The organism is Streptomyces sp. NRRL S-646, from assembly GCF_000720765.1.
In the GTDB taxonomy this organism is placed as follows: domain Bacteria; phylum Actinomycetota; class Actinomycetes; order Streptomycetales; family Streptomycetaceae; genus Streptomyces.
The window spans coordinates 19,775-42,630 of record NZ_JODC01000014.1 but is presented as its reverse complement, the minus strand read 5'-3'; the positions used below and the strand labels follow the sequence as shown (position 1 = coordinate 42,630).

The window sequence follows — 22,856 nt, the reverse complement described above, 5'->3', positions numbered from 1 at the left end:
TCCACTACGGCTGCTAGCTTCCGCCCGTCGACAGTCCCCGGCTCCTCGCCGACGACCGAAGCGGGTGCATTGTTTGAAGGTCCGACCGAGCTCCTACGCATCGACTTCCACTACGAAGATCACAAGGAGCCCGTTCACCGATGTCCGACACCAGGACCCAGAACGACGACCTGACTGACCGCCTCACCCACCCCCGCTGGTCCCGCAGCAGCCGCTACGACGCCCGCTGGACCGTCGAGAACCAGATGGGCCCGCACGCGCTGTGGCTGCTGGAGTGGCTGGCCCCCGCGCTCGGCCTCGAGGAGCTGCGCCCCGGCGCCCGCGTCCTCGACCTGGGCTGCGGCCGCGCGATGACGTCCGTCTTCCTCGCCCGGGAGTACGACGTCCAGGTCACCGCGGCCGACCTGTGGGTGAAGCCCGACGAGAACGCCGTACGCATCGCCGAGGCGGGCGTCGCCGACCGCGTGCTGCCCGTGTACGCCGAGGCACACGACCTGCCGTTCGGCCAGGGCACCTTCGACGCGATCGTGTCCGTCGACGCGTACCAGTACTTCGGCACCAACGATCTCTATCTGCCCACGCTGACCCGGCTGTTGAAGCCGGGCGGACGGATCGGGATCGTCGTACCGGCACTCCGGCAGGAACCGGAGGGCGACGAGCCGCCGGAGCACCTGAAGGAGTACTGGGAGAAGGACCCCGGTTTCTGGGCGTTCCACACCCCCGAGTGGTGGCGCCGCCTGTGGACCCGCAGCAGGGCCGTGGAGGTCGAGACGGCCGACTGGCTCGAGGACGGCTGGCGGGACTGGCTGCTGTGGAGCGAGGTGTGCGCCGAGGAGAGCTCCAGCGAGTTCATGGCGGACATGGCGCGCTGGTCGGTGGACCTCATGCACGCCGACGTCGGGCATCTGCTCGGCTTCGCGCGGGTCGTGGGACGCCGGCTGTGAGTTGACATGACTCGGGGGCTGCGCCGGTACGCCGGCGCAGCCCCCGAGTCGCGTGCTCAGCCCTCGCTGACGCCCAGCTTCTGCAGGATCAGCTCCTTGACGCGGGCCGCGTCGGCCTGACCGCGGGTCGCCTTCATGACGGCGCCGACCAGGGCACCGGCCGCGGCCACCTTGCCGCCGCGGATCTTGTCGGCGATGCCCGGGTTGCCGGCGATGGCCTCGTCGACCGCCGTGCCCAGCGCCGAGTCGTCCGAGACGACCTTCAGCCCGCGCTTCTCGACGACCTCGTCCGGGGTGCCTTCGCCCGCGAGGACGCCTTCGATGACCTGGCGGGCCAGCTTGTCGTTCAGGTCACCCTTCGAGACGAGCTCGGTGACCCTGGCGACCTGCTCCGGCGTGATCGCCAGCTCGTCGAGCGAGGTGCCCGACTCGTTGGCGCTGCGCGCCAGTTCACCCATCCACCACTTGCGGGCCGAGGCCGCGTCGGCACCGGCGTCGATCGTCGCGACGATCGGGTCCAGCGCACCGGCGTTGAGGATCGCCTGCATGTCGGTGGCGGAGATGCCCCACTCGGCGAGCAGCCGGGTACGGCGGGCCAGCGGCATCTCGGGGAGCGCCGCCCGGATCTCCTCGACCCACTCGCGCGAGGGGGCCACCGGCACCAGGTCCGGCTCGGGGAAGTACCGGTAGTCCTCGGCCTCTTCCTTCACCCGGCCCGAGGTCGTCGACCCGGTGTCCTCGTGGAAGTGGCGGGTCTCCTGAATGATGGTGCCGCCGCTGTTCAGCACGGCCGCGTGCCGCTGGATCTCGAATCGGGCCGCACGCTCCACGGACCGCAGCGAGTTGACGTTCTTCGTCTCGGAGCGGGTGCCGAACTTCTCGGTGCCGTTCGGGCGCAGCGACAGGTTCACGTCGCAGCGCATCTGGCCCATCTCCATGCGGGCTTCCGAGACGCCGAGCGCCCGGATGACCTCGCGCAGCTCACGCACATACGCCCGGGCGACCTCGGGAGCGCGCGCGCCCGCGCCCTCGATCGGCTTGGTGACGATCTCGATGAGCGGAATGCCGGCCCGGTTGTAGTCGAGCAGCGAGTGCGAGGCGCCGTGGATACGGCCCGTCGCGCCGCCCACGTGGGTCGACTTGCCGGTGTCCTCCTCCATGTGGGCGCGCTCGATCTCCACACGGAAGGTCTCGCCGTCCTCCAGCTGGACGTCGAGGTAGCCGTTGAAGGCGATCGGCTCGTCGTACTGGGAGGTCTGGAAGTTCTTCGGCATGTCCGGATAGAAGTAGTTCTTCCGGGCGAAGCGGCACCACTCGGCGATCTCGCAGTTCAGCGCGAGACCGATCTTGATCGCCGACTCGATGCCGATCGCGTTGACGACCGGGAGCGCGCCGGGCAGGCCGAGGCAGGTGGGGCAGGTCTGCGTGTTGGCGTCCTGACCGAGTTCGGTCGAACAACCGCAGAACATCTTGGTCTTGGTGCCGAGTTCGACATGGACCTCGAGGCCCATGACGGGGTCGTACGACGCCAGCGCGTCCTCGTACGACTCCAGGTCGGTCGTGGTGGTCACGGTGAAACTTCCCTCTCAGCCCAGCAGGACGTCGTCGTCGCCCAGCCGCTTCAGCTCGCGGTACAGGATGGCGAGGCCGGTGACGATGCCGACGGCGGCCACCGTCGCGTCGATCAGCCGCAGCGTGTCCTGTTCGGCCTTGGCCTTCTTGATCCGCTTGGCGACACCGAACGCGCCGAAGGCGGTGGTGGCGATGGACACGTATGTACCGGACTTGGACTTCTTGAAGTCCTTGGCCTTGGTCAGTGCCTTGGTCACAGCGACGGAGCCTCCTCGAGGAGCGGGTGCCCCCACCTTTCCACGAAGGCGGCCTCGACGGCTGCGCCGACCTTGTAAAGACGGTCGTCCTTCAGCGCCGGAGCGATGATCTGCAGACCGACCGGGAGGTTGTCCTCCGGGGCCAGACCGCAGGGCAGCGACATGGCCGCGTTGCCCGCGAGGTTCGTGGGGATGGTGCAGAGGTCGGCCAGGTACATCGCCATCGGGTCGTCGGCGCGCTCGCCGATCGGGAAGGCGGTGGTGGGCGTGGTCGGCGAGACGATCACGTCGACCTGCTCGAAGGCCTTCTCGAAGTCGCGCGTGATGAGCGTGCGGACCTTCTGGGCGGAGCCGTAGTAGGCGTCGTAGTAGCCGCTCGACAGGGCGTACGTGCCGAGCATGATGCGGCGCTTCACCTCGGGGCCGAAGCCCGCCTCACGGGTGAGGGAGGTGACCTCCTCGGCGGAGTGCGAGCCGTCGTCGCCGGTACGCAGGCCGTAGCGCAGGCCGTCGAAACGGGCGAGGTTGGAGGAGCACTCGGAGGGCGCGATCAGGTAGTACGCCGACAGTGCGAGGTCGAAGGACGGGCAGTCCAGCTCGACGATCTCGGCGCCCAGCTCCTTGAGGAGGGCGACGGACTCGTCGAAGCGCTGGATGACGCCGGCCTGGTAGCCCTCGCCGCGGAACTGCTTGACGACACCGACGCGCATGCCCTCGACGCTGCCGTTGCGCGCGGCCTCGACGACCGGCGGGACGGGCGCGTCGATGGACGTCGAGTCGAGCGGGTCGTGCCCGGCGATGACCTCGTGCAGCAGCGCCGCGTCCAGGACCGTGCGGGCGCAGGGCCCGCCCTGGTCGAGGGAGGAGGAGAAGGCGACCATGCCGTAGCGGGAGACCGCCCCGTACGTCGGCTTCACGCCCACCGTGCCGGTGACGGCGGCCGGCTGGCGGATGGAGCCGCCGGTGTCGGTGCCGATGGCGAGGGGGGCCTGGAAGGAGGCGAGCGCGGCGGACGAACCGCCGCCGGAGCCGCCGGGGATGCGGGTCAGGTCCCACGGGTTGCCGGTGGGCCCGAAGGCACTGTTCTCCGTCGACGACCCCATGGCGAACTCGTCCATGTTGGTCTTGCCGAGGATGACGACGTCGGCGGCCTTGAGCCGCTTGGTGAGGGTGGCGTCGTACGGCGGGATCCAGCCCTCGAGGATCTTCGAGCCGACGGTCGTCGGGATGCCCTCGGTGGTGAAGATGTCCTTGAGCGCGAGCGGGACACCGGCGAGAGGACCGAGCTTCTCGCCCTTGGCGCGCTTCTCGTCGACGGCACGGGCCTGGGCCAGGGCACCCTCGCGGTCGACGTGCAGGAAGGCGTGCACCTTCTCGTCGACGGCCTCGATACGGGCCAGGTGGGCCTCGGCGACCTGGACGGCCGTGAGCTCGCCGGAGGCGATCTTCGCAGCGGTCTCGGCGGCCGTGAGCTTGATGATGTTGACGTTGTCCGTCATGGCGGTTAGTCCTCCCCCAGGATCTGCGGCACCTTGAAACGCTGCTGCTCCTGGGCCGGGGCGCCGGAGAGCGCCTGCTCGGGGGTGAGCGACGGACGGACCTCGTCCGCACGCATGACGTTCGTCAGCGGGAGCGGGTGCGAGGTCGGCGGTACGTCTTGGTCGGCGACCTCGCTGACGCGGGCCACCGCGCCGATGATGTCGTCCAGCTGTCCCGCGAAGTGTTCGAGCTCTTCGGGCTTCAGCTCCAGACGCGCCAGCCGGGCGAGGTGGGCGACCTCCTCGCGCGTGATGCCAGGCATGCAGCGTTCCTCTGGGGTGAGTGTGTGTGGTTTGGGGCTGGGGCTTGTCGGCACATTCCCGTCGTCCGCCCGAAGGGCGGGCCGCGCGGCGTCTGGTGCGTGCGATCGCAAGGCGCCGGAGCGTCCTCGTGGCGGAGCCACGTGGACGATTCGGCAACGCGGCGAGCGTGCGTGCCAGGCGTCGCGCGGCAGACGGGAATGTGCCGACAAGCCCCAATCCTATGGGGCGGGGCCCAGTGACCGTGAAACGGTTTCCCGGACCCTACGCCCATGGGGCCGACGGCAGGTCAGCGACGCCCGTCCCAGGCCTCGCTCTTCAGGAAGTGGTCGAGCAGGAAGAACATCTCGGCGGAGTTGTTGTGCCAGTGCGGTTTGGCGCCGTCAGCGCCGCCGGTGAGGGTGACGCGCTGGGTGGAGAGCGCCCCGCCCGTCGAACTGCTGTCGGCAGCACGGCACACAGCCGGGCCCGTCGGCCCGCGCGGGTGGGCCGACGGGTCGGTGGGCGAACTACTCGTCTGTGGCCGCGGCAGGCAGGGCCGCGCGAGGCCGCTGCCATCCCCGCGAGCCCCGTGCCCGCAGCCACGCCGTCGTCTCCTCCGCGGGCATCGCGGCTGCGACCAGCCATCCCTGTACGGCGTCGCAGCCGAGGTCACGCAGCCGCTCCCAGGTCTCGTCGTCCTCGACGCCCTCCGCGACGACCAGCAGACCGAGGGAATGGGCGAGGTCGACCGTGCAGCGGACGATCTCCGCGTCCTCCGCGTCGACGGCGAGGCGGGCCACGAAGGAGCGGTCGATCTTCAGCTCGCTCACCGGCAGCCGCCGCAGATGCACCAGGGAGGAGTAGCCGGTTCCGAAGTCGTCCAGTGACATCTTCACGCCGTGCCCGGTCAGTCCGGCCAGTGTGTCGGCGGCGCGCTGGGGGTCCTCGAGCAGGACGTGTTCCGTTATCTCCAGCTGGAGCGCTCCCGCCGGGACCCCGTGCCGGGCGAGCCGGGCGGCGACGGAGCCGGCGAAACCGGGGGTGTGGACGTCACGCGGGGAGACGTTGACCGCGACCGGCACATGCAGGCCCTGGGCCCGCCACCTGGCCACCTGGGCCAGCGCCGTATCCAGGACGTACTCCGTGAGATGGGGCATCAGCCCCGACGACTCGGCGATCGCTATGAACTCGTCCGGCGGCACCTTCCCGCGCTCGGGATGCACCCACCGGACCAGGGCCTCAAGACCGGCGACCTGTCCGTCGAATTGAACCTTGGGCTGGTAGTGCAGCTCCACCTCCTTCGCGTCCAGCGCCCGGCGCAGATCGCCCAGCAGGCCGAGCCGGTCCGGTGTGTTCGAGTCCCGCTTGGACTCGTACACCTCGACGCCCGTACGGTCCCGCTTCGCCTGGTACATCGCCACGTCCGCCCGCCGCAGCAGCCCCTCGGCATCCAGCGCGTGGTCCGGGAAGACGGCGACACCCGCGCTGGCCTCCAGGACGAGGGTGAGCCCGTCGAGGTCGAGCGGGGAGCTGAGAGCGGCGACGAGGCCCCGGGCGACCCGGGTCGCGGAGGTCGTGGAGTCGGCCACCGGCAGTAAAACGGCGAACTCGTCGCCGCCGAGCCGAGCGGCCTCCGCTCCCCGCGGGAGCGCGAGGCGCAGCCGGTCGGCTATCTGCAGGAGCAGCCGGTCACCGGCGAGATGCCCCAGGGTGTCGTTGACCGAGCGGAAGCGGTCCAGGTCGATCACCATCAGGGCGGCGCGGGCGCCGATGCGTTCGGCGTCGTCCAGCGCGGTCCAGATGCGCTCAAGCAGCCACTGCCGGTTGGGCAGCCCGGTCAGCGGGTCGCGCAGCTGCTCCTCGGCCCGGGCGCGGGCTATCCACAGGGTGGAGTCGAGGGCGATCAGCGGGATGGCGAACAGCGGCAGCAGCACCGGCTCGGCGACGGCGACCACGCAGACCAGCGGGGCGATGCCGAGCAGCGCGACCGCGACCAGGCCCTGTCTGGCCAGGGCGGTGCGGGCGACGGTGGGCAGACCACCGTGGCGCGGGGCGTGCAGATACCAGAGGAGCGTGCGGGTGACCAGGAGGTACGCGACGGCGACCAGCATCACTTCGGGCGCGGTGTAGAGGGTCCAGGTGTCGGGGTTCCAGGGCTTCTCCACGGACGGCACACGTCCGAAGGCGCCCAGCACCAGGGCTCCCGCTCCGATGCCGAGGATGTCCACCGAGCCGTGCAGCACGCCCTGGCGCCAGCGGTTGCGCCGGGCTATGCCGACCAGCACGACGACGGTGAGGCTGACCATTCCGGCGGGCACCCAGCCGTACAGCAGCAGGACGGCGAGGGTGAGGGCGGCGCCGGAGCCGGTGCCGCCCCACCAGCGGGAGCGGCCGAGCATGACCAGGTGGCCGACGATGATGCCGGTCAGTACGGCGAAGGACCAGCCGACGGTGCCGGGCGGGAAGAGCGCGTGGGTCCCCGTGAACCCCCGGTAGAAGCCGGCGCCGAGGACGAAGGCCGCCGCCGCGACGACCGCCGCCGGCAGCGCGGGCCAGGACATGTGCCGTTCGTGTTCGGGATCCGGCAGTCCGGGAGGGTGGTCGGCGGTGAGGTGCGGGGCGCGCCCGTCCGACACGGTGTACTGTCCGGTGGCGCGCCCCTCCGCACCCGGACGCTCCGAAGGCCGCCCGGCCCGTCGGCTCGCCCGCCATACGCCGGTGATCCGGCGCAGGCGCAGCCGTGAGTCAGGGGCGGCGCTCTCGGTCGGTTCCATTCCCGTCCCTCTCACAGCCGGCGGTGCCCACGCCACGCGGCCCGTTGCCCGACATCCGTCAACGGCACCGCGTTGGAAAACCCTTCCCCTTGCTCGTCAAGAGCAAGGGGTTGCCCCAACCGCAGCTGGGCACGGCAGGTGCACACCTCAACAGTAGGCCGCAGAAGGCTTCCACGGGCAGCGGTCGTAGACGGTTGCCCGAATGCACCCCGGCCACCCGTATGCATCTGGTATGCGCCGATCGGGTGGCCTTCAATCGCTATTCCTCTGTGGGAAGCGCAACTTCGGCCGCCGCGTCCGGTCCCTGTTCGAGCAGGACGTTGAAGCCGTCCTCGTTCAGAACAGGCACTTTGACCTGCATCGCCTTGTCATATTTCGACCCAGGATTGTCACCTACGACAACGAACGATGTCTTCTTCGAAACGGAACCGGTTACTTTCGCACCGCGGCTCTGCAGCGCCTCCTTCGCTCCGTCGCGGGTGAAGTGTTCGAGGGTGCCGGTGACCACGACGGTCAGCCCTTCCAGCGGGCGCGGGCCCTCGTCCTCGCCCGAGCTCTCCTCCTCCATGCGGACGCCCGCGGCCCGCCACTTGCGGATGATCTCCTGGTGCCACTCCTCGGCGAACCATTCCTTGAGGGAGGTGGCGATGATTCCGCCGACGCCGTCCGTGTTCGCCAGCTCCTCCTCGGTGGCCTGCTCGATGCGCTCGATCGACCGGAACTCGCGGGCCAGCGCCTCGGCGGCGACCGGGCCGACATGACGGATCGACAGGCCGGTGAGGATGCGCGCGAGCGGACGCTCCTTGGCCGCGGCGATGTTCTCCAGCATGGCAACCGCGTTCTTCTTCGGCTCGCCCTGCTGGTTGGCGAAGACCGTGGCGACCTTCTCCTCGCCGGTCTTCGGGTCGCGCTTGGGCAGACCGCTGTCCTGGTCGAGAACGTACGCCTTGATGGGCAGCAGCCGCTCGATCGTGAGGTCGAAGAGGTCGCCCTCGTCCACGAGCGGCGGGTCCTGCGGCTCCAGCGGCTTGGTGAGGGCGGCCGCGGCGACGTAGCCGAAGTGCTCGATGTCCAGCGCCTTGCGGCCCGCCAGGTAGAACAGCCGCTCGCGCAACTGGGCCGGGCAGGTGCGGGCGTTGGGGCAGCGCAGGTCGACGTCGCCCTCCTTCATCGGCCGAAGCGTCGTACCGCACTCGGGGCACTCGGCCGGCATCACGAACTCTCGCTCGCTGCCGTCGCGCAGGTCGACGACCGGGCCGAGGATCTCCGGGATCACGTCACCGGCCTTGCGCAGCACCACGGTGTCGCCGATGAGGACGCCCTTGGCCTTGACGACGTCCTGGTTGTGCAGGGTGGCGAACTCGACCTCGGAGCCGGCCACCGTGACCGGTTCGACCTGGGCGTACGGAGTGACCCGGCCCGTGCGGCCCACGCCCACGCGGATGTTGATGAGTTTGGTGTTGACCTCTTCCGGCGCGTACTTGTACGCGATCGCCCAGCGCGGGGCGCGGGAGGTGGAGCCGAGCCGTCCCTGGAGCGGGATCTCGTCCAGCTTGACGACGACTCCGTCGATCTCGTGCTCCACGGAGTGGCGGTTCTCGCCGTAGTAGGCGATGAACTCCCGTACGCCGTCGAGGTCGTCGACCACCTTGTTGTGCCGGGACGTGGGCAGGCCCCAGGTCTTGAGGAGGTCGTAGCCCTGGGAGAGGCGGGTGAGGCCTTCGAAGCCCTCCAGGACGCCGATGCCGTGGACGACCATGTGCAGTGGGCGGGTGGCGGTGACGCGGGGGTCCTTCTGGCGCAGTGAACCGGCCGCCGCGTTGCGCGGGTTGGCGAAGGGCTTGTCGCCGGCCTCCACGAGGCGGGCGTTGAGCTCCTCGAACTTCTCCATCGGGAAGTAGACCTCGCCGCGGATCTCCACGAGGTCGGGGACGCGGTCACCGGACAGCCTGTCAGGAATCTCCGCGATCGTACGGACATTGGGGGTGATGTCCTCGCCCGTGCGGCCGTCGCCGCGGGTCGCAGCGCGTGTGAGGCGGCCGCGCTCGTAGGTGAGGTTGACGGCGAGGCCGTCGACCTTGAGCTCACACAGGAGGTGGTAACCGGGGCCGCCGACGTCCCTGGCGACGCGCTCGGCCCAGGCGGCCAGCTCCTCGTCGCTGAAGGCGTTGTCCAGGGAGAGCATGCGTGAGCGGTGCTCGACGGAGGTGAACTCCGTCTCGTACGCCCCCGCGACCTTCTGGGTCGGCGAGTCCGGCGTGCGCAGCTCGGAGTATTCCTCCTCCAGCGCCTCCAGGGAGCGCAGGAGCTTGTCGAACTCCGCGTCGCTGACGACCGGAGCGTCCTTCACGTAGTACCGGAAGCGGTGCTCCTCGATCTGCTCAGCGAGCTTCGCGTGCTTCTCCCGTGCCTCGGCGGGCACCGTCGTCTCCGCTTGCTTGTCGCCGGCCACCGTGTTGTCCTCCCGTTACTCTGGGTTGTCCGCGAGGGATCTCGCCGCCCGGACGCAGTGGGCGAGGGCCTTGCGTGCGTAGTCCGGGGAGGCCCCCGCGAGTCCGCACGACGGCGTGACCGTGACCGCCTCCGCGAGAAGTCCCGGTTGCAGCCCCAGCCTGCGCCACAGCGTCCTGACACCCATGACGCTACCGGCAGGGTCTGACAATGGGCCGTCCGTGCCCGGTACGACACCTGCGAAGAGCCGGATACCCGCTTCCACCGCCTCTCCGATCGTGTCGTCGTCACGCTCGGTGAGGAGCGAGAAGTCGAAGGAGACCGCTGCCGCGCCCGCCCTTCGCAGCAGGGCGAACGGGACGTCCGGTGCGCAGGAGTGGACCACGGTGGGGCCGTCGCTGTGAACCCCGACGACATCGCGGAGGACGGCCTCGACGAGCTGGCGGTCGACGGCCCGGTGGGTGCGGTAGCCGCTGGCGGACTTCACCCGGCCGCGGAGTACGGCGGTGAGGGAGGGCTCGTCGAGCTGGAGGACGAGGTGGGCGCCGGGGATGCGTCGCTGCACCTCCGCCAGGTGCAGCCGGAGTCCCTCCGCGAGCGAGGCGGCCAGGTCGCGGCAGGCGCCGGGGTCGGAGAGGGCCGCCTCTCCGTTCTTCAGCTCCAGGCCGGCGGCGAGGGTCCAGGGGCCGACCGCCTGCAGCTTCAGCGGGCCCTCGTAGCCCTGCGTGAACTCCTCCAGTGCGTCGAGGTCTTCGCCGAGCCACGAGCGTGCGCGCTTGGTGTCGCGGCCCGGGCGGTCGCCGATGCGCCAGCCGCTGGGCTCCACGCGCGCGTACAGCTCCACGAGCATGCCTGCGGTTCTGCCGATCATGTCGGCGCCGGGGCCGCGGGTCGGCAGCTCGGGCAGGAAGGGGAAGTCCTCGAAGGTCCCGGTGACGGTCTTGGCCGCCTCGCGGGCGTCGCCGCCGGGCATGGATCCGATACCGGTGGCGGGGCCGAAGGAAAGGTGTGCGTTCACACGGGAAGCCTATGTTTCTCGCCCCCGCCGCCCCTACCCGTCCCGACCCGGGGGCCGGCCCCCGGACCCCCGCTCCTCAAACGCCGGAGGGGCTGATTCTCAGCCCGTCCGGCGTTTGAGGACGAGGCCGTTCAGGCCGAAAGCGGGGGTCTGGGGGCGCAGCCCCCAGGGACGGGAATGGGAAGGGGCGGCGGGGGCGAAAGAGTTCCGTCACCTGCCCGGGCGCACCGTCAGGTCATTGATCTCCGCGTCCCGCGGCAGGTCGACCGCCGTCAGGATCGTCGTCGCGACCGACTCCGGATCGATCCACTTCGACGCGTCGTACTCCTTGCCCTCCTGCTGGTGGACCTTGGCCTGCATGGGGCTGGCCGTGCGGCCTGGGTAGACCGAGGTGACGCGGACGCCGTTGCCGTGCTCCTCGTGCCGCAGCGAGTCCGCCAGGGCCTTCAGGCCGTGCTTCGAGGCCGCGTAGGCGGACCAGTCGGCGTGGGCGTTCAGGCCCGCTCCGGAGTTGACGAAGATCACCTGGCCGCGTGCGGCGCGGAGTTGGGGCAGGAAGTGGCGGGTCAGCTCGGCCGGGGCGATCAGGTTGACGTTGAGCTGGTGGCGCCAGGACTTCGGGGTGAGCTCGCCCACCGGGCCCAGGTCGACGACGCCGGCGATGTGGAGCAGGGAGTCGACGCGGTCCGGCAGCGTCTGGTGCGAGAAGGCCCAGGACAGCTTGTCCGGGTCGGCCAGGTCGCCGACCAGCGTCCTCGCACCGGGAAACTCCGCCGCGAGTTCCTTCGCGCGGCCCGCGTCGCGCGCGTGCAGGACGAGTTCGTCCCCGCGCGCGTGGAGGCGGCGGGCGACGGCCGCGCCGATGCCGGAGCCCGCTCCGGTGATCACATGGGTAGCCATGCCCGCCATGCTCGCACCTGCCGGCGTCCGCGCAACGCCCCGCCCTGTTCCGCCGCCCGCATCATGACCGCCTCACTCGACGCCCGCCCCGTTTCCCCGCTCGCACCCGCGAACATCCGCACGAGGCCCCGCCCGCACCCGCCGCCAGCCGCCAGCCGCCAGCCGCCAGCCGCCAGCCGCACGACACTCGCCCAGCTCCCCCGCCCGCATCATGACCGCCTCACTCGACGCCCTGGCTCTCCTCCAGGAAGGCCAGCGCACCCACCGGCTCCTCCGCGAAGAACACCAGGTCGGTGAGGGGCCGGGGCAGGAACCCCTCGTCCTCCATGCGCCGGAACTGCTCCTTGAGGCCGTCGTAGAAGCCCGCGGTGTTGAGCAGGACGACCGGCTTGTCGGTGTGGCCGTGCTTCTTCAGTTCCAGGATCTCGGTGGCTTCGTCCAGGGTTCCCGTCCCGCCGACCATGATCACCACCGCGTCGGCCTTCTCCAGGAGCAGCTTCTTCCGCTCGGCGAGGTCACGGGCGACCACCATCTCGTCCGCGCCCTGCCGCGCCTTGGCCGCCAGGAAGCCCACGGAGACCCCGCACAGCCGTCCTCCGGCCTCCTGCACGCCGTCGGCGACCACCTTCATCAGGCCGACGTCCGAACCGCCCCAGACGAGCGTGTGCCCGCCCTTGCCCAGCAGTTTCGCGAACTCGCGCGCGGGGCGCGTGTAGCGGTCGTCGAGGTCGGCGGCGGAGAGGAAGACGCAGATTCGCATGCCCTCACCGTACGCGGGAAGAAAAGGGCCTCGGCGAATGCTTTTCCGGTATGGCCGAAGGACACACGATCACCATCGAGCAAGGCAACCGGCACGTGCGCGTGGTGCACGGCGAGCAGGTCCTGGCGGAGAGCGAACGGCCCCTCGTACTGCGGGAGACGGGCTGTCCGCCGCGGTACTACCTCCCCGCCGAGGACGTACGGCTCGATCTGCTGACCCCGTCCGACACCCACACCTACTGCCCCTTCAAGGGCACCGCGAGCTACTGGTCGCTGCCGGACGCGGCGGACCTGGTGTGGTCCTACCCCGAGCCCAAGCCCGCGGTCGCCGAGATCAAGGACCACCTCTGCTTCTACGAAGTCGAGGTGTCGTGAGCGAGGTCTTCAGCGCGTAAGGGCGATTATTTCCCTGCCTTGGGGCAGTCTCCACAGGCATGGACAAGAAGACCATTTCGCACGACGGCACCTCCCTCGCGTATCAACGCACCGGGCAGGGGCCCGCGGTCATCCTCGTCAGCGGAGCGATGTCGACGGGCGCCACCGTCGCACCCCTCGCCGGGCCGCTCGCCGGCCGTTTCAGCGTCGTCTCCTACGACCGCCGGGGCCGCGGCGAGAGCGGGGACACCCTGCCGTACTCAGTGGCCCGCGAGGTCGAGGATCTCGCCGCGCTCATCGACGCGGTGGGCGGCGAGGCCTCGCTGTACGGCATCTCGTCGGGCGGCGCGCTGGTCCTGGAGGCGGCCGCGAGCGGGCTGCCGGTCCGTCGGGTCGCCGTGTACGAGGTGCCGTTCGCGGTGTACGAGGGCGGCGCGAAGGAGCGCGCGGAGTACACCGAGCAGCTCGACGAGGCGCTCGGGCAGGGCCGGCGCGGGGACGCGGTCGAGCTGTTCCTCAGGCTGACCGGGCTGGCCGAGGAGATGATCCAGGGCGCCCGCAATTCCCCCATGTGGTCCGGCATGGAGGCGATCGCGCCGAGCCTGGCGTACGACAACGCCGTGATGGGGGACGGTCTGGTGCCGCGGGACCGGCTGGCCGGGATCGATGTGCCCGTTCTGTCCCTTGCGGGCAGCGCGAGCCCCGCCTGGATGCGCGAGGCCGCCCGGGTGGTGGCCGAAACGGCACCCCAGGGGACGTATCGAATCCTGGAGGGACAGACCCACATGGTGGATCCGAACGTCCTCGCGCCGGCGCTGGCGGAGTTCTTCTAGATGAGCGCGCTCCCACGTCAGGACTTGAAGAACCCGAGACCCACCGGGGCGGAATAGTCACATAAGCTTCACAACGAACTCGCGCTTCCGGCGAGCCTCCTTGTCCCCCGGCATTCCGGCTCGCTTGTGGAGCACGACCCATGAACACCGCGCACACCCTGCCCGACGGCGGCATCCCGGCGGTTCCGTCGCAGCGCCGCCGCCGGGCCGAACCGCGCAAGGCTCTTTCCGGCCATGAACGGACGGGGCTGCTGCCCTCCCCTCCCGACGACCGGGAGAAGATCTCGTACGTCAGGCGCCACACCTGGGTGCTGACGTACTCCTCTCTCGTCGGGTTCGTGTGCCTGGTGATCAGTCAGGTGGAGGCGGCGGCGACCAGCGCGTGGATCTGGGCGTACATCCCGCTCCTGCTGCTGTCCGTGGTGAGCTTTCTGATCTCGTTCCGGCTGGACGCCTTCACCCCGAGCTTCGACCTGCGCGGGCACCGCCGTCTGGTCAAGGCCTGGCAGCCGGAGCGGTATCCGGACGTCGACGTGTTCCTGCCGGTGTGCGGGGAGCCCATCGAGGTGCTGCACAACACCTGGCTGCATGTGCGCACGCTGGCCGAGCGCTACCCGGGGACGGTCACCCCGATCGTGCTGGACGACTCCGACGACGCGGAGATCGGCGCGATGGCCGACGACTTCGGCTTCCGGTACCTGGTGCGGCCCAACCGGGGATGGATGAAGAAGGCGGGCAATCTGCGGCACGGCTTCGAGCGCTCCTCGGGCGAGTTCATCCTCATCCTGGACGCGGACTTCGCTCCCCGTGCGGATCTGCTGCAGGAGCTGCTGCCGTACATGGACCGCGAGCCGCGCACCGGCATCGTGCAGTCGCCGCAGTTCTTCCGGGTCCTGGACCAGCAGAACTGGATCGAGCGCGGAGCCGCGGCCGTACAGGAGCTGTTCTACCGCAGCGTCCAGGTGTCCCGGCAGAAGAGCGACGGCTCGATCTGTGTCGGCAGCTGTGCGGTCTACCGGCGCAGCGCCCTGGCCGAGATCGGCGGCACCAGCCTGGTCGAGCACTCCGAGGACATGTACACGGGCTTCGAACTGCGCGCCCGCGGCTGGGATCTGACGTATGTCCCGGTCGCGCTGTCCACCGGGGTGTGCCCGGACACGGTGGGCGCCTTCTACAGCCAGCAGTACCGCTGGTGCATGGCCTCGCTCGCGATGCTCGGCAGCAGGGACTTCTGGCGCACGAAGATGCGCTTCGTCAGCCGGCTGTGCTATCTGTCCGGATTCGTCTACTACATCGAGACCGGACTGCTGACCTTCAGCGGCCCGCTCATCGCCCTGACGATCATGCTGGCGGCCCCCGAGCAGCTGAAGCTGGCGAACATCGGCCTGGTCCTGCCGAGCGTCGTCTACCTGACCGTGATCTACCCGATCTGGCACCGCAACCCCTACCGCCTGGAGGCCTGGGCCACCCGCATCCTGTACGGCTGGGCGCACGCCTTCGCCGTCTGGGACACCGTGCGCCGCCGCCCGATGGGCTGGACGCCGACCGGAGCGGGCGGCGCCAAGGGCAGCAAGACGCGCCGCCTGTGGATCGGCATGTGGGCCTGGAGCGGGACGACCGCCGTGGCCTGGATCGCGGTCGCGGTCTGGCGGATGAGCACCTCGCTCAGCCCGTCCGACTACGCCCTGATGCTCGCCTCGGGTCTCTTCTACGGCGTCGCGGTCGCCCGCGCCCTCATCCAGCCGCGCGCCGAGGAGGCCGCCGTATGAGCCGGACGACCAGGCCCCGCCTCCTGCTGCTCGCCCTCGTCGGCTGTCTGCTGGCCGCCGTCTCCGCCTGCGCGCCGCCCGCCCCGCAGGTCTCCGCGGCCGCGGCGGCCAAGGCGCAGCAGCAGACGCAGAACAGCGGACCGCCGTACGACATACGCCCGTTGCTGAAGCCGGACCGCAAGTACCTCGGTGTCGCCTTCAACGGCTCGCCCCGCGCCTCCGCGCCCGTGACCGCCTTCGCCGGGAAGGCGGGGAAGCAGCCCAACCTGCGTGAGTACTACGCGAAGTGGGGCGACCCGTTCCAGGCGGACGTCGACCGTGCCGTGTGGGACGACGGCCAACTTCCCTTCCTGGTCTGGGAGCCCTTCTCCCGTACGGCCGCGCAGATCGCCGGCGGACAGGACGACGCGTACATCCGGGAGTTCGCGGACGCCGTGCGCGACTACAACCGGCCGCTCGCGCTGAGCTTCGGGCACGAGATGAACGGCGGCTGGTACCCCTGGGGCAGCAAGAGGACCAGGGCGGCCGACTTCGCGCGCGCGTGGCGGCACATCCACGACCTGTTCACGGACGAGGGCGCGGCCGATGTCATCTGGGTGTGGAGCCCGAACGTCGTCAACCCGGTCCCGGACGTCCGGCTCGAGCCCTACTACCCCGGTGACGCGTACGTCGACTGGGTGGGCGTCGTCGGCTACTACGCGCTGAGCGGCCCGACCACCTTCAAGACCCTCTTCGGCCCGACCATGACCGAGATCCGCCGCTTCAGCGACAAGCCGTTCCTGATCGCGGAGACAGGTGTCCAGGCCGGGGAGAGCAAGCCGACCCAGATCGCCGACCTGTTCGCGGGTGTACGCGCGCGTGCCGACGTGCTGGGCCTGGTCTGGTTCAACCTCAAGAAGGAGGCCGACTGGCGCATCAACAGCGGCCCCTTGTCGCTCGCCGCGTTCCGGAAGGCCGCCGCGGACGGCTCCTTCGGCTTCGACGTCCGCAATCCGTAGGGGGCCGCAGATGGAGCAGAACGACTCGACCATGCAGCTGCCCGTGGCGCGCCCGAAGGCCCGCCGCCGGGTCGCCGAGACGATGCAGCTGCGCGTGCTGCGGCCGGGCGGCTACACGCTGCGCCCCGTCCCCGACTCCGGCTGGTCGGCCCAGGCCAGCTCGCGCCGCGTCTGGGTGAGTCGACTGGTCCTGCTGGCCCTGCTGGTCATGCAGACCGCGCTGTCGCTGCGCCTGCAGAACACGGCCTTCGAGGACGAGGCGCTCTACCTGTTCGCCGGCCACGCCGAGCTCGGCCATCTGCTGCACGGCACGAGGCTCTACGGCGGCTTCGAGAGCTACTTCTCCGGCGCGCCCGTCCTCTACCCGGTCCTGGCGGCCGCCGTCGACTCCGTGTTCGGGCTGGCCGGGGCCCGCGCGCTGAGCCTCGCCTGCATGCTGGGCTGCACGTCCCTGCTGTACGCGCTGACCCGCCGCCTGTTCAACGAGCGGGCGGGCCTGTGCGCGGCCGGTGTCTTCGCGATCGCCCAGTCCACGGCGTTCATGGGCAACTTCGCCACCTACGACGCCCTCGCCCTGTTCCTGCTGGCGCTGGCCGCCTGGGTCGTCGTACGCACCTCGGACGCGCACCCCCTGCTGACCCTGCTCGCCGCGCCGGTCGCCGCGCTCGCCGTGGCGGTCAAGTACGCCTCGGCGCTGTATCTGCCCACCGTGGTGCTGCTGTGCGTCCTGACCGCCTACCAACGGCGCGGTCTGCCGCGGGCATTGGTGCGTGGCGTGCTGCTCTGCGTGGTCACCGCAGCGCTGCTGGGCGCGGGGCTGTACGCCTCCGGCTACCTCGCGGCGATCCAGTCCACCACGACGGCCCGCGCGGCCGGTACGACGCCCTCCGGGCAGATCCTGCGCGACTGCGCCCGCTGGGGCGGCCTGGCGGTCGCCGTGGCCCTTGTGGGGGCGTTCTCGTACGTCCGCACCGGCCGGATGAGCGAGATGCCGGGCTGGCGCGGGAACCTGCCGGGGGCCCGCTGGCGGTCCGCTCTCGGCCTGCTGCTGGTCGGCACCGCCCTGCTCGCGCCCGCCTACCAGCTGCACCTGCACACCGAGGTCTCGCTGCACAAGCACATCGGCTACGGCCTGTTCTTCGCGGCACCGCTCGCCGGGGTCGGCGTCACCCGGCTGATGGGCGCGCACTTCAAGTACCCGCAGTGGGCGATCTTCCTGGGCGTGGTGCTGCTCTCCAGCGGCATGTCGCAGGCCTATGACAACTTCCACGCCTGGCCCGACTCCAGGGGCCTGGTGGCCGCGGTGCGCCCGTACGTCAACGCGCACGGGCGCTACCTCGCCGACACCTACGAGGTGCCGGTCTACGAGCTGGGCAAGGACACCTCGTACCAGCAGTGGAACTCGACCTACACGATCGACTACACGGCCCGTTCCGGACGGCACCTCACGGGCGCGGCCGGCTTCAAGGCGGCCGTGGCCGACCGGCACTTCACGCTGATCGTGCTGGACCGGGGCAACCCGACGGGCGAGAGCACGACGGTCCGTGCCGCCCTGGTTCACTCGACCGGCTACCGCCTCATCGGCACGGTGCCGTACGCCGCGGGCTGGGGCAGCAGCCGGTTCGAGCTCTGGGCGCCTTCCTAGAGCCGGTCAGGCGACCGAAGTCGTCGTCCTCGCGCGCGTGGTCGTCGCGATCGTCGCCGAGCCCACCACGCGCGTGCCGTCGTACAGCACGATCGCCTGGCCGGGGGCGACACCGCGGACCGGCTCCGCGAAGGAGACCTCCAGGGTGGCGTCGACCAGTTCGGCGGTGACCTCGGTCTCGCCGCCGTGGGCGCGGAGCTGGGCGGTGTAGGTGCCGGGGCCGGAGGGGGCGGTGCCGCACCAGCGGGGCTTGATCGCGGTCAGGGCGGTCACGTCCAGGGCGTCGGCCGGGCCGACCGTCACCGTGTTGTTCACCGGCGAGATGTCGAGGACGTAGCGCGGCTTGCCGTCGGGTGCCGGGGTGCCGATGCGCAGGCCCTTGCGCTGGCCGATGGTGAAGCCGTACGCGCCCTCGTGGGTGCCCAGCTTGGCGCCGGACTCGTCGACGATGTCGCCCTCGGCCTTGCCGAGCCGGTTCGCCAGGAACCCCTGGGTGTCGCCGTCGGCGATGAAGCAGATGTCGTGCGAGTCGGGCTTCTTGGCAACCGCGAGACCGCGGCGCTCGGCCTCGGCACGGATCTCGTCCTTGGTCGTCACCGTGTCGCCGAGCGGGAAGAGGGCGTGCGCCAGCTGCTTCTCGTCCAGGACGCCGAGGACGTACGACTGGTCCTTGGCCATGTCGGAGGCGCGGTGCAGCTCGCGGGTGCCGTCCTCGTTCACGATCACCTGGGCGTAGTGGCCGGTGCAGACGGCGTCGAAGCCGAGCGCGAGGGCCTTGTCCAGCAGGGCCGCGAACTTGATCTTCTCGTTGCAGCGCAGGCACGGGTTCGGGGTGCGTCCGGCCTCGTACTCGGCGACGAAGTCCTCGACCACGTCCTCGCGGAAGCGGTCGGCGAGGTCCCAGACGTAGAACGGGATGCCGATGACGTCCGCGGCGCGGCGGGCGTCGCGCGAGTCCTCGATGGTGCAACAGCCGCGCGCGCCCGTGCGGAAGGATTGCGGGTTCGCGGAGAGTGCGAGGTGGACGCCGGTCACGTCGTGGCCGGCTTCGGCGGCGCGGGCGGCGGCGACGGCGGAGTCGACTCCGCCGGACATGGCGGCGAGTACGCGAAGAGGGCGGGGGCGCTGCGAGGTGTCAGTCATAGCCCTTCAAGAGTACGGGGACGCGGGAACCGGAGCCCACGAGTATCCGTTGGTGATCACATGGGGGCGAGCAGGAGTGACTCGGACCGGCGGATCGGGCGCCGCGCGCTGCTGGTGGGCGGGGCGGCGGCCGCCGTAGGCACGGCCGTGCTGGCGCGTGAGGAGCTGTCGCACCTGTGGTGGCGGCTGCCGGGGGTGGAGAAGCCACGCACCCCGGGTGCGGTCGACTTCCGGGGTGCGCAGTGGCTCGCGGCCTCGTCGGCGAACTACCGGCGGGCCGACCGGCCGGACGACTACTCGATAGACCGGGTGATCATCCATGTCACCCAGGGCGGCTTCGCGAGCGCGGTCAAGGCCTTCCAGGATCCGGACCACAAGGCCGCGGCCCACTACATCGTCCGCCAGGACGGGCACATCACACAGATGATCCGCGAGCTGGACGTGGCGTTCCAGGCGGGCAACCGCGAGTACAACGAACGCAGTGTCGGCATCGAGCACGAGGGCTTCGTGGAGCGCAGATCCTCCTTCACGGACGCGATGTACGCCTCCTCGGCGCGGCTGACGGCGGGGATCTGCAAGCGGTACGGCATACCCGTCGACCGGGAGCACATCATCGGGCACGTGGAGGTGCCGGGGACGGATCACACCGACCCGGGGCGGTACTGGGACTGGGACCGGTACATGCGACTGGTGCGGTCGGCGAAGACAACGAAGTCGTAAAGCCTTCCGCCGGGACGACGTGTCCGTTGCGTCCCCCACGCCGTGCGCGATCTGGCCTTCTTCAACTTGGCCTTTTTTCAGGGCAGTTGGGTGAGGCGGACGCTCAGGGCGCCTTCACAGCCGGCGCGGCCTCTTCCCAACTTCGGCCCAGTCCTCACACAGTCCTTGGTTCAACGATCCCGCCCATGACTCACACCACAGAGCCCGGCTCGGGCACGGGCGGACACGGCGAGGACACCCGCAAGGGCAAAGGCATGCACCGGCGCAGGTTCCTCGGCGGCATGGCCGGAGTCGGCCTCGGGGCCGTCGCCGGGGCCGGGGCCGCCTTCACCCTGCTGACCGAGGCGGGCAGGAGCAGGGCGAGCGCCGCGACCACCACCGCCACCCTGACCGTCCCGGACCTGCTGGAGGGCACCACCTCCGACGGCACCACCACGTTCACGCTGGAGGCGAAGACCGGTACCGCCGAGGTGCTCTCCGGGGTCACCAGCGACACGATGGGCTACAACCAGTCCTTCCTCGGTCCCACCCTGAAGTGGACCAGCGGCGACACGGTCCTGCTCAACATCACCAACAGCCTGGGCGAGGACACCACCGTCCACTTCCACGGCGCCCACGTCCCGGCCAAGATGGACGGCGGCCCCCAGGTCGCCTTCGCCGACGGGGAGACCTGGTCCCCGACGTTCACGGTCAAGGACGACGCCAAGACGCTCTGGTACCACCCGCACGCCCTGGGCACCACGGCCAAGCAGGCCGTGCACGGCCTGGCCGGCATGATCATCGTCGAGGACGACTCGACCGCGTCCTCGGACCTCCCCAGCACCTACGGCACCGACGACATCCCGCTGATCTTCCAGAGCCTGGCCGCCGACAGCGCGGGCGCCCTCAAGTACGACCTGACCGGCTACCTGAGCAGCGGCCTGAGCTTCCCGCTCCTGCTCAACGGCACCAACGTCGACGACACCACGCTCACCTTCACGGCGGCCAAGACCCGCACCCGGTTCCGCGTCCTCAACGCCTCGCCGTCCGACATCATCACCATCCAGCGCAGCGACGGCGGCAACCTCGACCAGATCGCCACCGACCAGGGCTATCTCACTGCGGCCACCGAAGTGACCAGCATCCGGCTGGTGGCCGGGGCCCGCGCGGAGTTCGTGCTGGACCTGTCGGACGCCGTCACGCTCCAGGCCGTCGTCACCACCGGCTGGGTGCGCGGCGGCAGCGGCACCTACGACGTCCTCGCGATCACGGCGTCCGGCACCGACACGCCGGACGACCTGCCGAGCTCGCTCAACACGATCGACCGGTACGACACCAGCGACTTCACCGCCCGGACCATCACGCTCGGCCAGAGCGGCACATCGATGACGATCGACGGTTCGGTCGGCACGAGCATGTCGTCCATGGCCATGATCAGCACCACGCTGGGCTCCAAGGAGATCTGGACGATCAAGAACAACACCCAGCTGGAGCACTCGTTCCATCTGCACGACGTGCCGTACCAGTTGATCTCCGTCAACGGTGAGGATCCGACCGGGGTCGACCTCGGCTGGTTCGACACGTACGAGGTGGTCGGCGGCGGAACCATCAAGATCGCCATGGAGTTCACGGACTTCTCCGACGACACCTACATGTACATGCTCCACTGCCATCTGCTGCAGCACGAGGACGAGGGGATGATGGCGTCCCTCATGGTGACGGACAGCTAGTTACGGGTCAGGCGGTCACCGTCAGGTCAGCCCCGCGGCGCGCGCACGCTCGACCGCGGGGCCGATCGCCTTCGCGAGGGCCTCGACGTCGGCCTCCGTGGAGGTGTGGCCGAGGGAGAAGCGGAGGGTGCCGCGGGCCAGGTCGGGGTCGGTGCCGGTGGCCAGCAGGACGTGGCTGGGCTGGGCGACGCCCGCGGTGCAGGCGGAACCGGTGGAGCACTCGATGCCCTGGGCGTCGAGGAGCAGCAACAGGGAGTCGCCCTCGCAGCCGGGGAAGGTGAAGTGGGCGTTGGCAGGGAGGCGGTCCACCGGGTCGCCGCCGAGGATCGCCTCCGGAACCGCCGTCCGGACGGCCTCGACCAGGCTGTCGCGCAGGGCGCCGATCTCCCGCTCGAACCACTCGCGCTGCTCGGCGGCGAGGCGTCCGGCCACCGCGAAGGAGGCGACGGCGGGGACGTCGAGGGTGCCGGAGCGGACGTGGCGCTCCTGGCCGCCGCCGTGCAGGACCGGTACGGGGGTGTACTCGCGGCCCAGCACCAGGGCACCGATGCCGTACGGGCCGCCGATCTTGTGCCCGGAGACCGTCATCGCGGCGAGACCGGAGGCGGCGAACTCGACCGGGACCTGGCCGAAGGCCTGGACCGCGTCGGCGTGCAGCGGGATACCGAACTCCCCTGCCACGTCGGCGAGTTCACGGACCGGCATGACCGTGCCGATCTCATTGTTCGCCCACATCACGGTGGCCAGGGCCACGTCGTCGGGGTTGCGGGCAATGGCCTCGCGCAGCGCCTCGGGGTGGACCCGTCCGTACGGGTCGACCGGGAGGTACTCGACGGTGGCGCCCTCGTGTTCGCCGAGCCAGTGCACGGCGTCGAGGACGGCGTGGTGCTCGACGGGGCTGGCGAGGACGCGGGTGCGGTTCGGGTCGGCGTCGCGGCGGGACCAGTACAGGCCCTTCACGGCGAGGTTGTCGGCCTCGGTGCCGCCGGAGGTGAGAACGACCTCGCTGGGGCGGGCGCCGAGCGCTTCCGCGAGGGCCTCTCGGGCCTCCTCGACGGTACGGCGGGCCTGCCGGCCGGAGGCGTGGAGGGAGGAGGCGTTGCCCGTGACGCTCAGCTGGGCGGTCATCGCCTCGACTGCCTCGGGGAGCATCGGGGTGGTCGCGGCGTGGTCGAGGTAAGCCATGGTGGGGCCGATTCTACGGGGCC

The 22,856-nt window shown here is 70.5% G+C and carries 19 protein-coding genes and 1 pseudogene; 8 read left to right on the top strand and 12 right to left on the bottom strand.

Features of this window, described 5'->3' with window-relative positions:
- The first annotated feature begins 140 nt into the window (after positions 1–140).
- On the top strand, positions 141–944 hold the full coding sequence (locus IH68_RS0134285; RefSeq protein WP_030942839.1) for an SAM-dependent methyltransferase: 804 nt from the start codon (positions 141–143) through the stop codon (positions 942–944).
- Positions 945–1,000: 56 nt separating this feature from the next.
- On the opposite strand, the gene gatB is transcribed toward IH68_RS0134285, so the two are convergent.
- The 10 genes and pseudogenes from gatB to IH68_RS0134235 all read right to left on the bottom strand — a co-directional run bounded on the left by gatB (position 1,001) and on the right by IH68_RS0134235 (position 12,457).
- Positions 1,001–2,515, bottom strand: a complete 1,515-nt coding sequence (gene gatB / locus IH68_RS0134280) for an Asp-tRNA(Asn)/Glu-tRNA(Gln) amidotransferase subunit GatB (protein WP_030942836.1) — start codon at positions 2,513–2,515, stop codon at positions 1,001–1,003.
- Between the two features lie 15 nt (positions 2,516–2,530).
- On the bottom strand, positions 2,531–2,773 hold the full coding sequence (locus tag IH68_RS0134275) for a hypothetical protein (protein ID WP_030942833.1): 243 nt from the start codon (positions 2,771–2,773) through the stop codon (positions 2,531–2,533).
- Positions 2,770–4,272 carry an Asp-tRNA(Asn)/Glu-tRNA(Gln) amidotransferase subunit GatA gene (gene gatA, locus IH68_RS0134270; RefSeq protein ID WP_030942830.1) on the bottom strand — a complete coding sequence of 501 codons (1,503 nt, stop codon included), beginning with the start codon at positions 4,270–4,272 and terminating at the stop codon, positions 2,770–2,772. Before gatA ends, IH68_RS0134275 begins: the two co-directional genes overlap by 4 nt.
- A 5-nt stretch (positions 4,273–4,277) precedes the next feature.
- A complete protein-coding gene (gene gatC / locus IH68_RS0134265; RefSeq protein WP_007384860.1) occupies positions 4,278–4,574 on the bottom strand; it encodes an Asp-tRNA(Asn)/Glu-tRNA(Gln) amidotransferase subunit GatC in 297 nt (98 codons plus the stop codon).
- Positions 4,575–4,900: 326 nt separating this feature from the next.
- Positions 4,901–5,104 (bottom strand): annotated as a pseudogene (locus IH68_RS59910) (hypothetical protein); the annotation flags it as partial.
- The gene (locus IH68_RS0134255) at positions 5,082–7,328 is read right to left on the bottom strand and encodes a putative bifunctional diguanylate cyclase/phosphodiesterase (protein ID WP_030942827.1); all 2,247 of its coding nucleotides are present in this window, start codon (positions 7,326–7,328) and stop codon (positions 5,082–5,084) included. The gene IH68_RS0134255 and the pseudogene IH68_RS59910, both read right to left, overlap by 23 nt.
- A gap of 259 nt (positions 7,329–7,587) precedes the next feature.
- Complete coding sequence (gene ligA / locus IH68_RS0134250; protein WP_030942824.1) at positions 7,588–9,780, bottom strand: NAD-dependent DNA ligase LigA; 2,193 nt, start codon at positions 9,778–9,780, stop codon at positions 7,588–7,590.
- Between the two features lie 15 nt (positions 9,781–9,795).
- Positions 9,796–10,797, bottom strand: a complete 1,002-nt coding sequence (locus tag IH68_RS0134245) for a methionine synthase (protein WP_030942821.1) — start codon at positions 10,795–10,797, stop codon at positions 9,796–9,798.
- A 210-nt stretch (positions 10,798–11,007) separates the two neighbouring features.
- Positions 11,008–11,706: an SDR family oxidoreductase gene (locus IH68_RS0134240; protein WP_030942818.1), complete on the bottom strand. Its 699-nt coding sequence runs from the start codon at positions 11,704–11,706 to the stop codon at positions 11,008–11,010.
- 211 nt (positions 11,707–11,917) lie between these two features.
- On the bottom strand, positions 11,918–12,457 hold the full coding sequence (locus IH68_RS0134235; protein WP_030942815.1) for a TIGR00730 family Rossman fold protein: 540 nt from the start codon (positions 12,455–12,457) through the stop codon (positions 11,918–11,920).
- A 50-nt stretch (positions 12,458–12,507) separates the two neighbouring features.
- Here IH68_RS0134235 and IH68_RS0134230 point away from each other — a divergent pair, with 50 nt between their 5' ends.
- From IH68_RS0134230 to IH68_RS0134210, 5 genes are all read left to right on the top strand, one after another.
- Positions 12,508–12,831 (top strand): DUF427 domain-containing protein, encoded by a 324-nt coding sequence (locus tag IH68_RS0134230; RefSeq protein WP_030942811.1) that lies wholly within the window; start codon positions 12,508–12,510, stop codon positions 12,829–12,831.
- A gap of 59 nt (positions 12,832–12,890) precedes the next feature.
- Positions 12,891–13,664 carry an alpha/beta fold hydrolase gene (locus IH68_RS0134225; RefSeq protein WP_030942808.1) on the top strand — a complete coding sequence of 258 codons (774 nt, stop codon included), beginning with the start codon at positions 12,891–12,893 and terminating at the stop codon, positions 13,662–13,664.
- A gap of 140 nt (positions 13,665–13,804) precedes the next feature.
- Complete coding sequence (locus IH68_RS0134220; protein WP_078912745.1) at positions 13,805–15,433, top strand: glycosyltransferase family 2 protein; 1,629 nt, start codon at positions 13,805–13,807, stop codon at positions 15,431–15,433.
- Complete coding sequence (locus tag IH68_RS0134215) at positions 15,430–16,431, top strand: glycoside hydrolase family 26 protein (RefSeq protein WP_030942801.1); 1,002 nt, start codon at positions 15,430–15,432, stop codon at positions 16,429–16,431. The genes IH68_RS0134220 and IH68_RS0134215 overlap by 4 nt, the downstream gene beginning before the upstream one ends.
- Before the next feature lie 10 nt (positions 16,432–16,441).
- Positions 16,442–18,076: a glycosyltransferase family 39 protein gene (locus IH68_RS0134210; protein ID WP_107057565.1), complete on the top strand. Its 1,635-nt coding sequence runs from the start codon at positions 16,442–16,444 to the stop codon at positions 18,074–18,076.
- Between the two features lie 6 nt (positions 18,077–18,082).
- Here IH68_RS0134210 and mnmA read toward each other — a convergent pair whose 3' ends face one another.
- Positions 18,083–19,219 (bottom strand): tRNA 2-thiouridine(34) synthase MnmA, encoded by a 1,137-nt coding sequence (gene mnmA, locus IH68_RS0134205; protein WP_030942795.1) that lies wholly within the window; start codon positions 19,217–19,219, stop codon positions 18,083–18,085.
- Positions 19,220–19,279: 60 nt separating this feature from the next.
- Here mnmA and IH68_RS0134200 point away from each other — a divergent pair, with 60 nt between their 5' ends.
- Both IH68_RS0134200 and IH68_RS0134195 read left to right on the top strand, forming a co-directional pair.
- Positions 19,280–19,939 carry an N-acetylmuramoyl-L-alanine amidase gene (locus IH68_RS0134200; protein ID WP_030942792.1) on the top strand — a complete coding sequence of 220 codons (660 nt, stop codon included), beginning with the start codon at positions 19,280–19,282 and terminating at the stop codon, positions 19,937–19,939.
- Between the two features lie 185 nt (positions 19,940–20,124).
- On the top strand, positions 20,125–21,648 hold the full coding sequence (locus IH68_RS0134195; RefSeq protein ID WP_051833882.1) for a multicopper oxidase family protein: 1,524 nt from the start codon (positions 20,125–20,127) through the stop codon (positions 21,646–21,648).
- A 21-nt stretch (positions 21,649–21,669) separates the two neighbouring features.
- Here the strand turns inward: IH68_RS0134195 and IH68_RS0134190 are convergent, their stop codons facing one another.
- Positions 21,670–22,833 (bottom strand): cysteine desulfurase family protein, encoded by a 1,164-nt coding sequence (locus IH68_RS0134190; protein WP_030942788.1) that lies wholly within the window; start codon positions 22,831–22,833, stop codon positions 21,670–21,672.
- Positions 22,834–22,856: the final 23 nt, after the last annotated feature.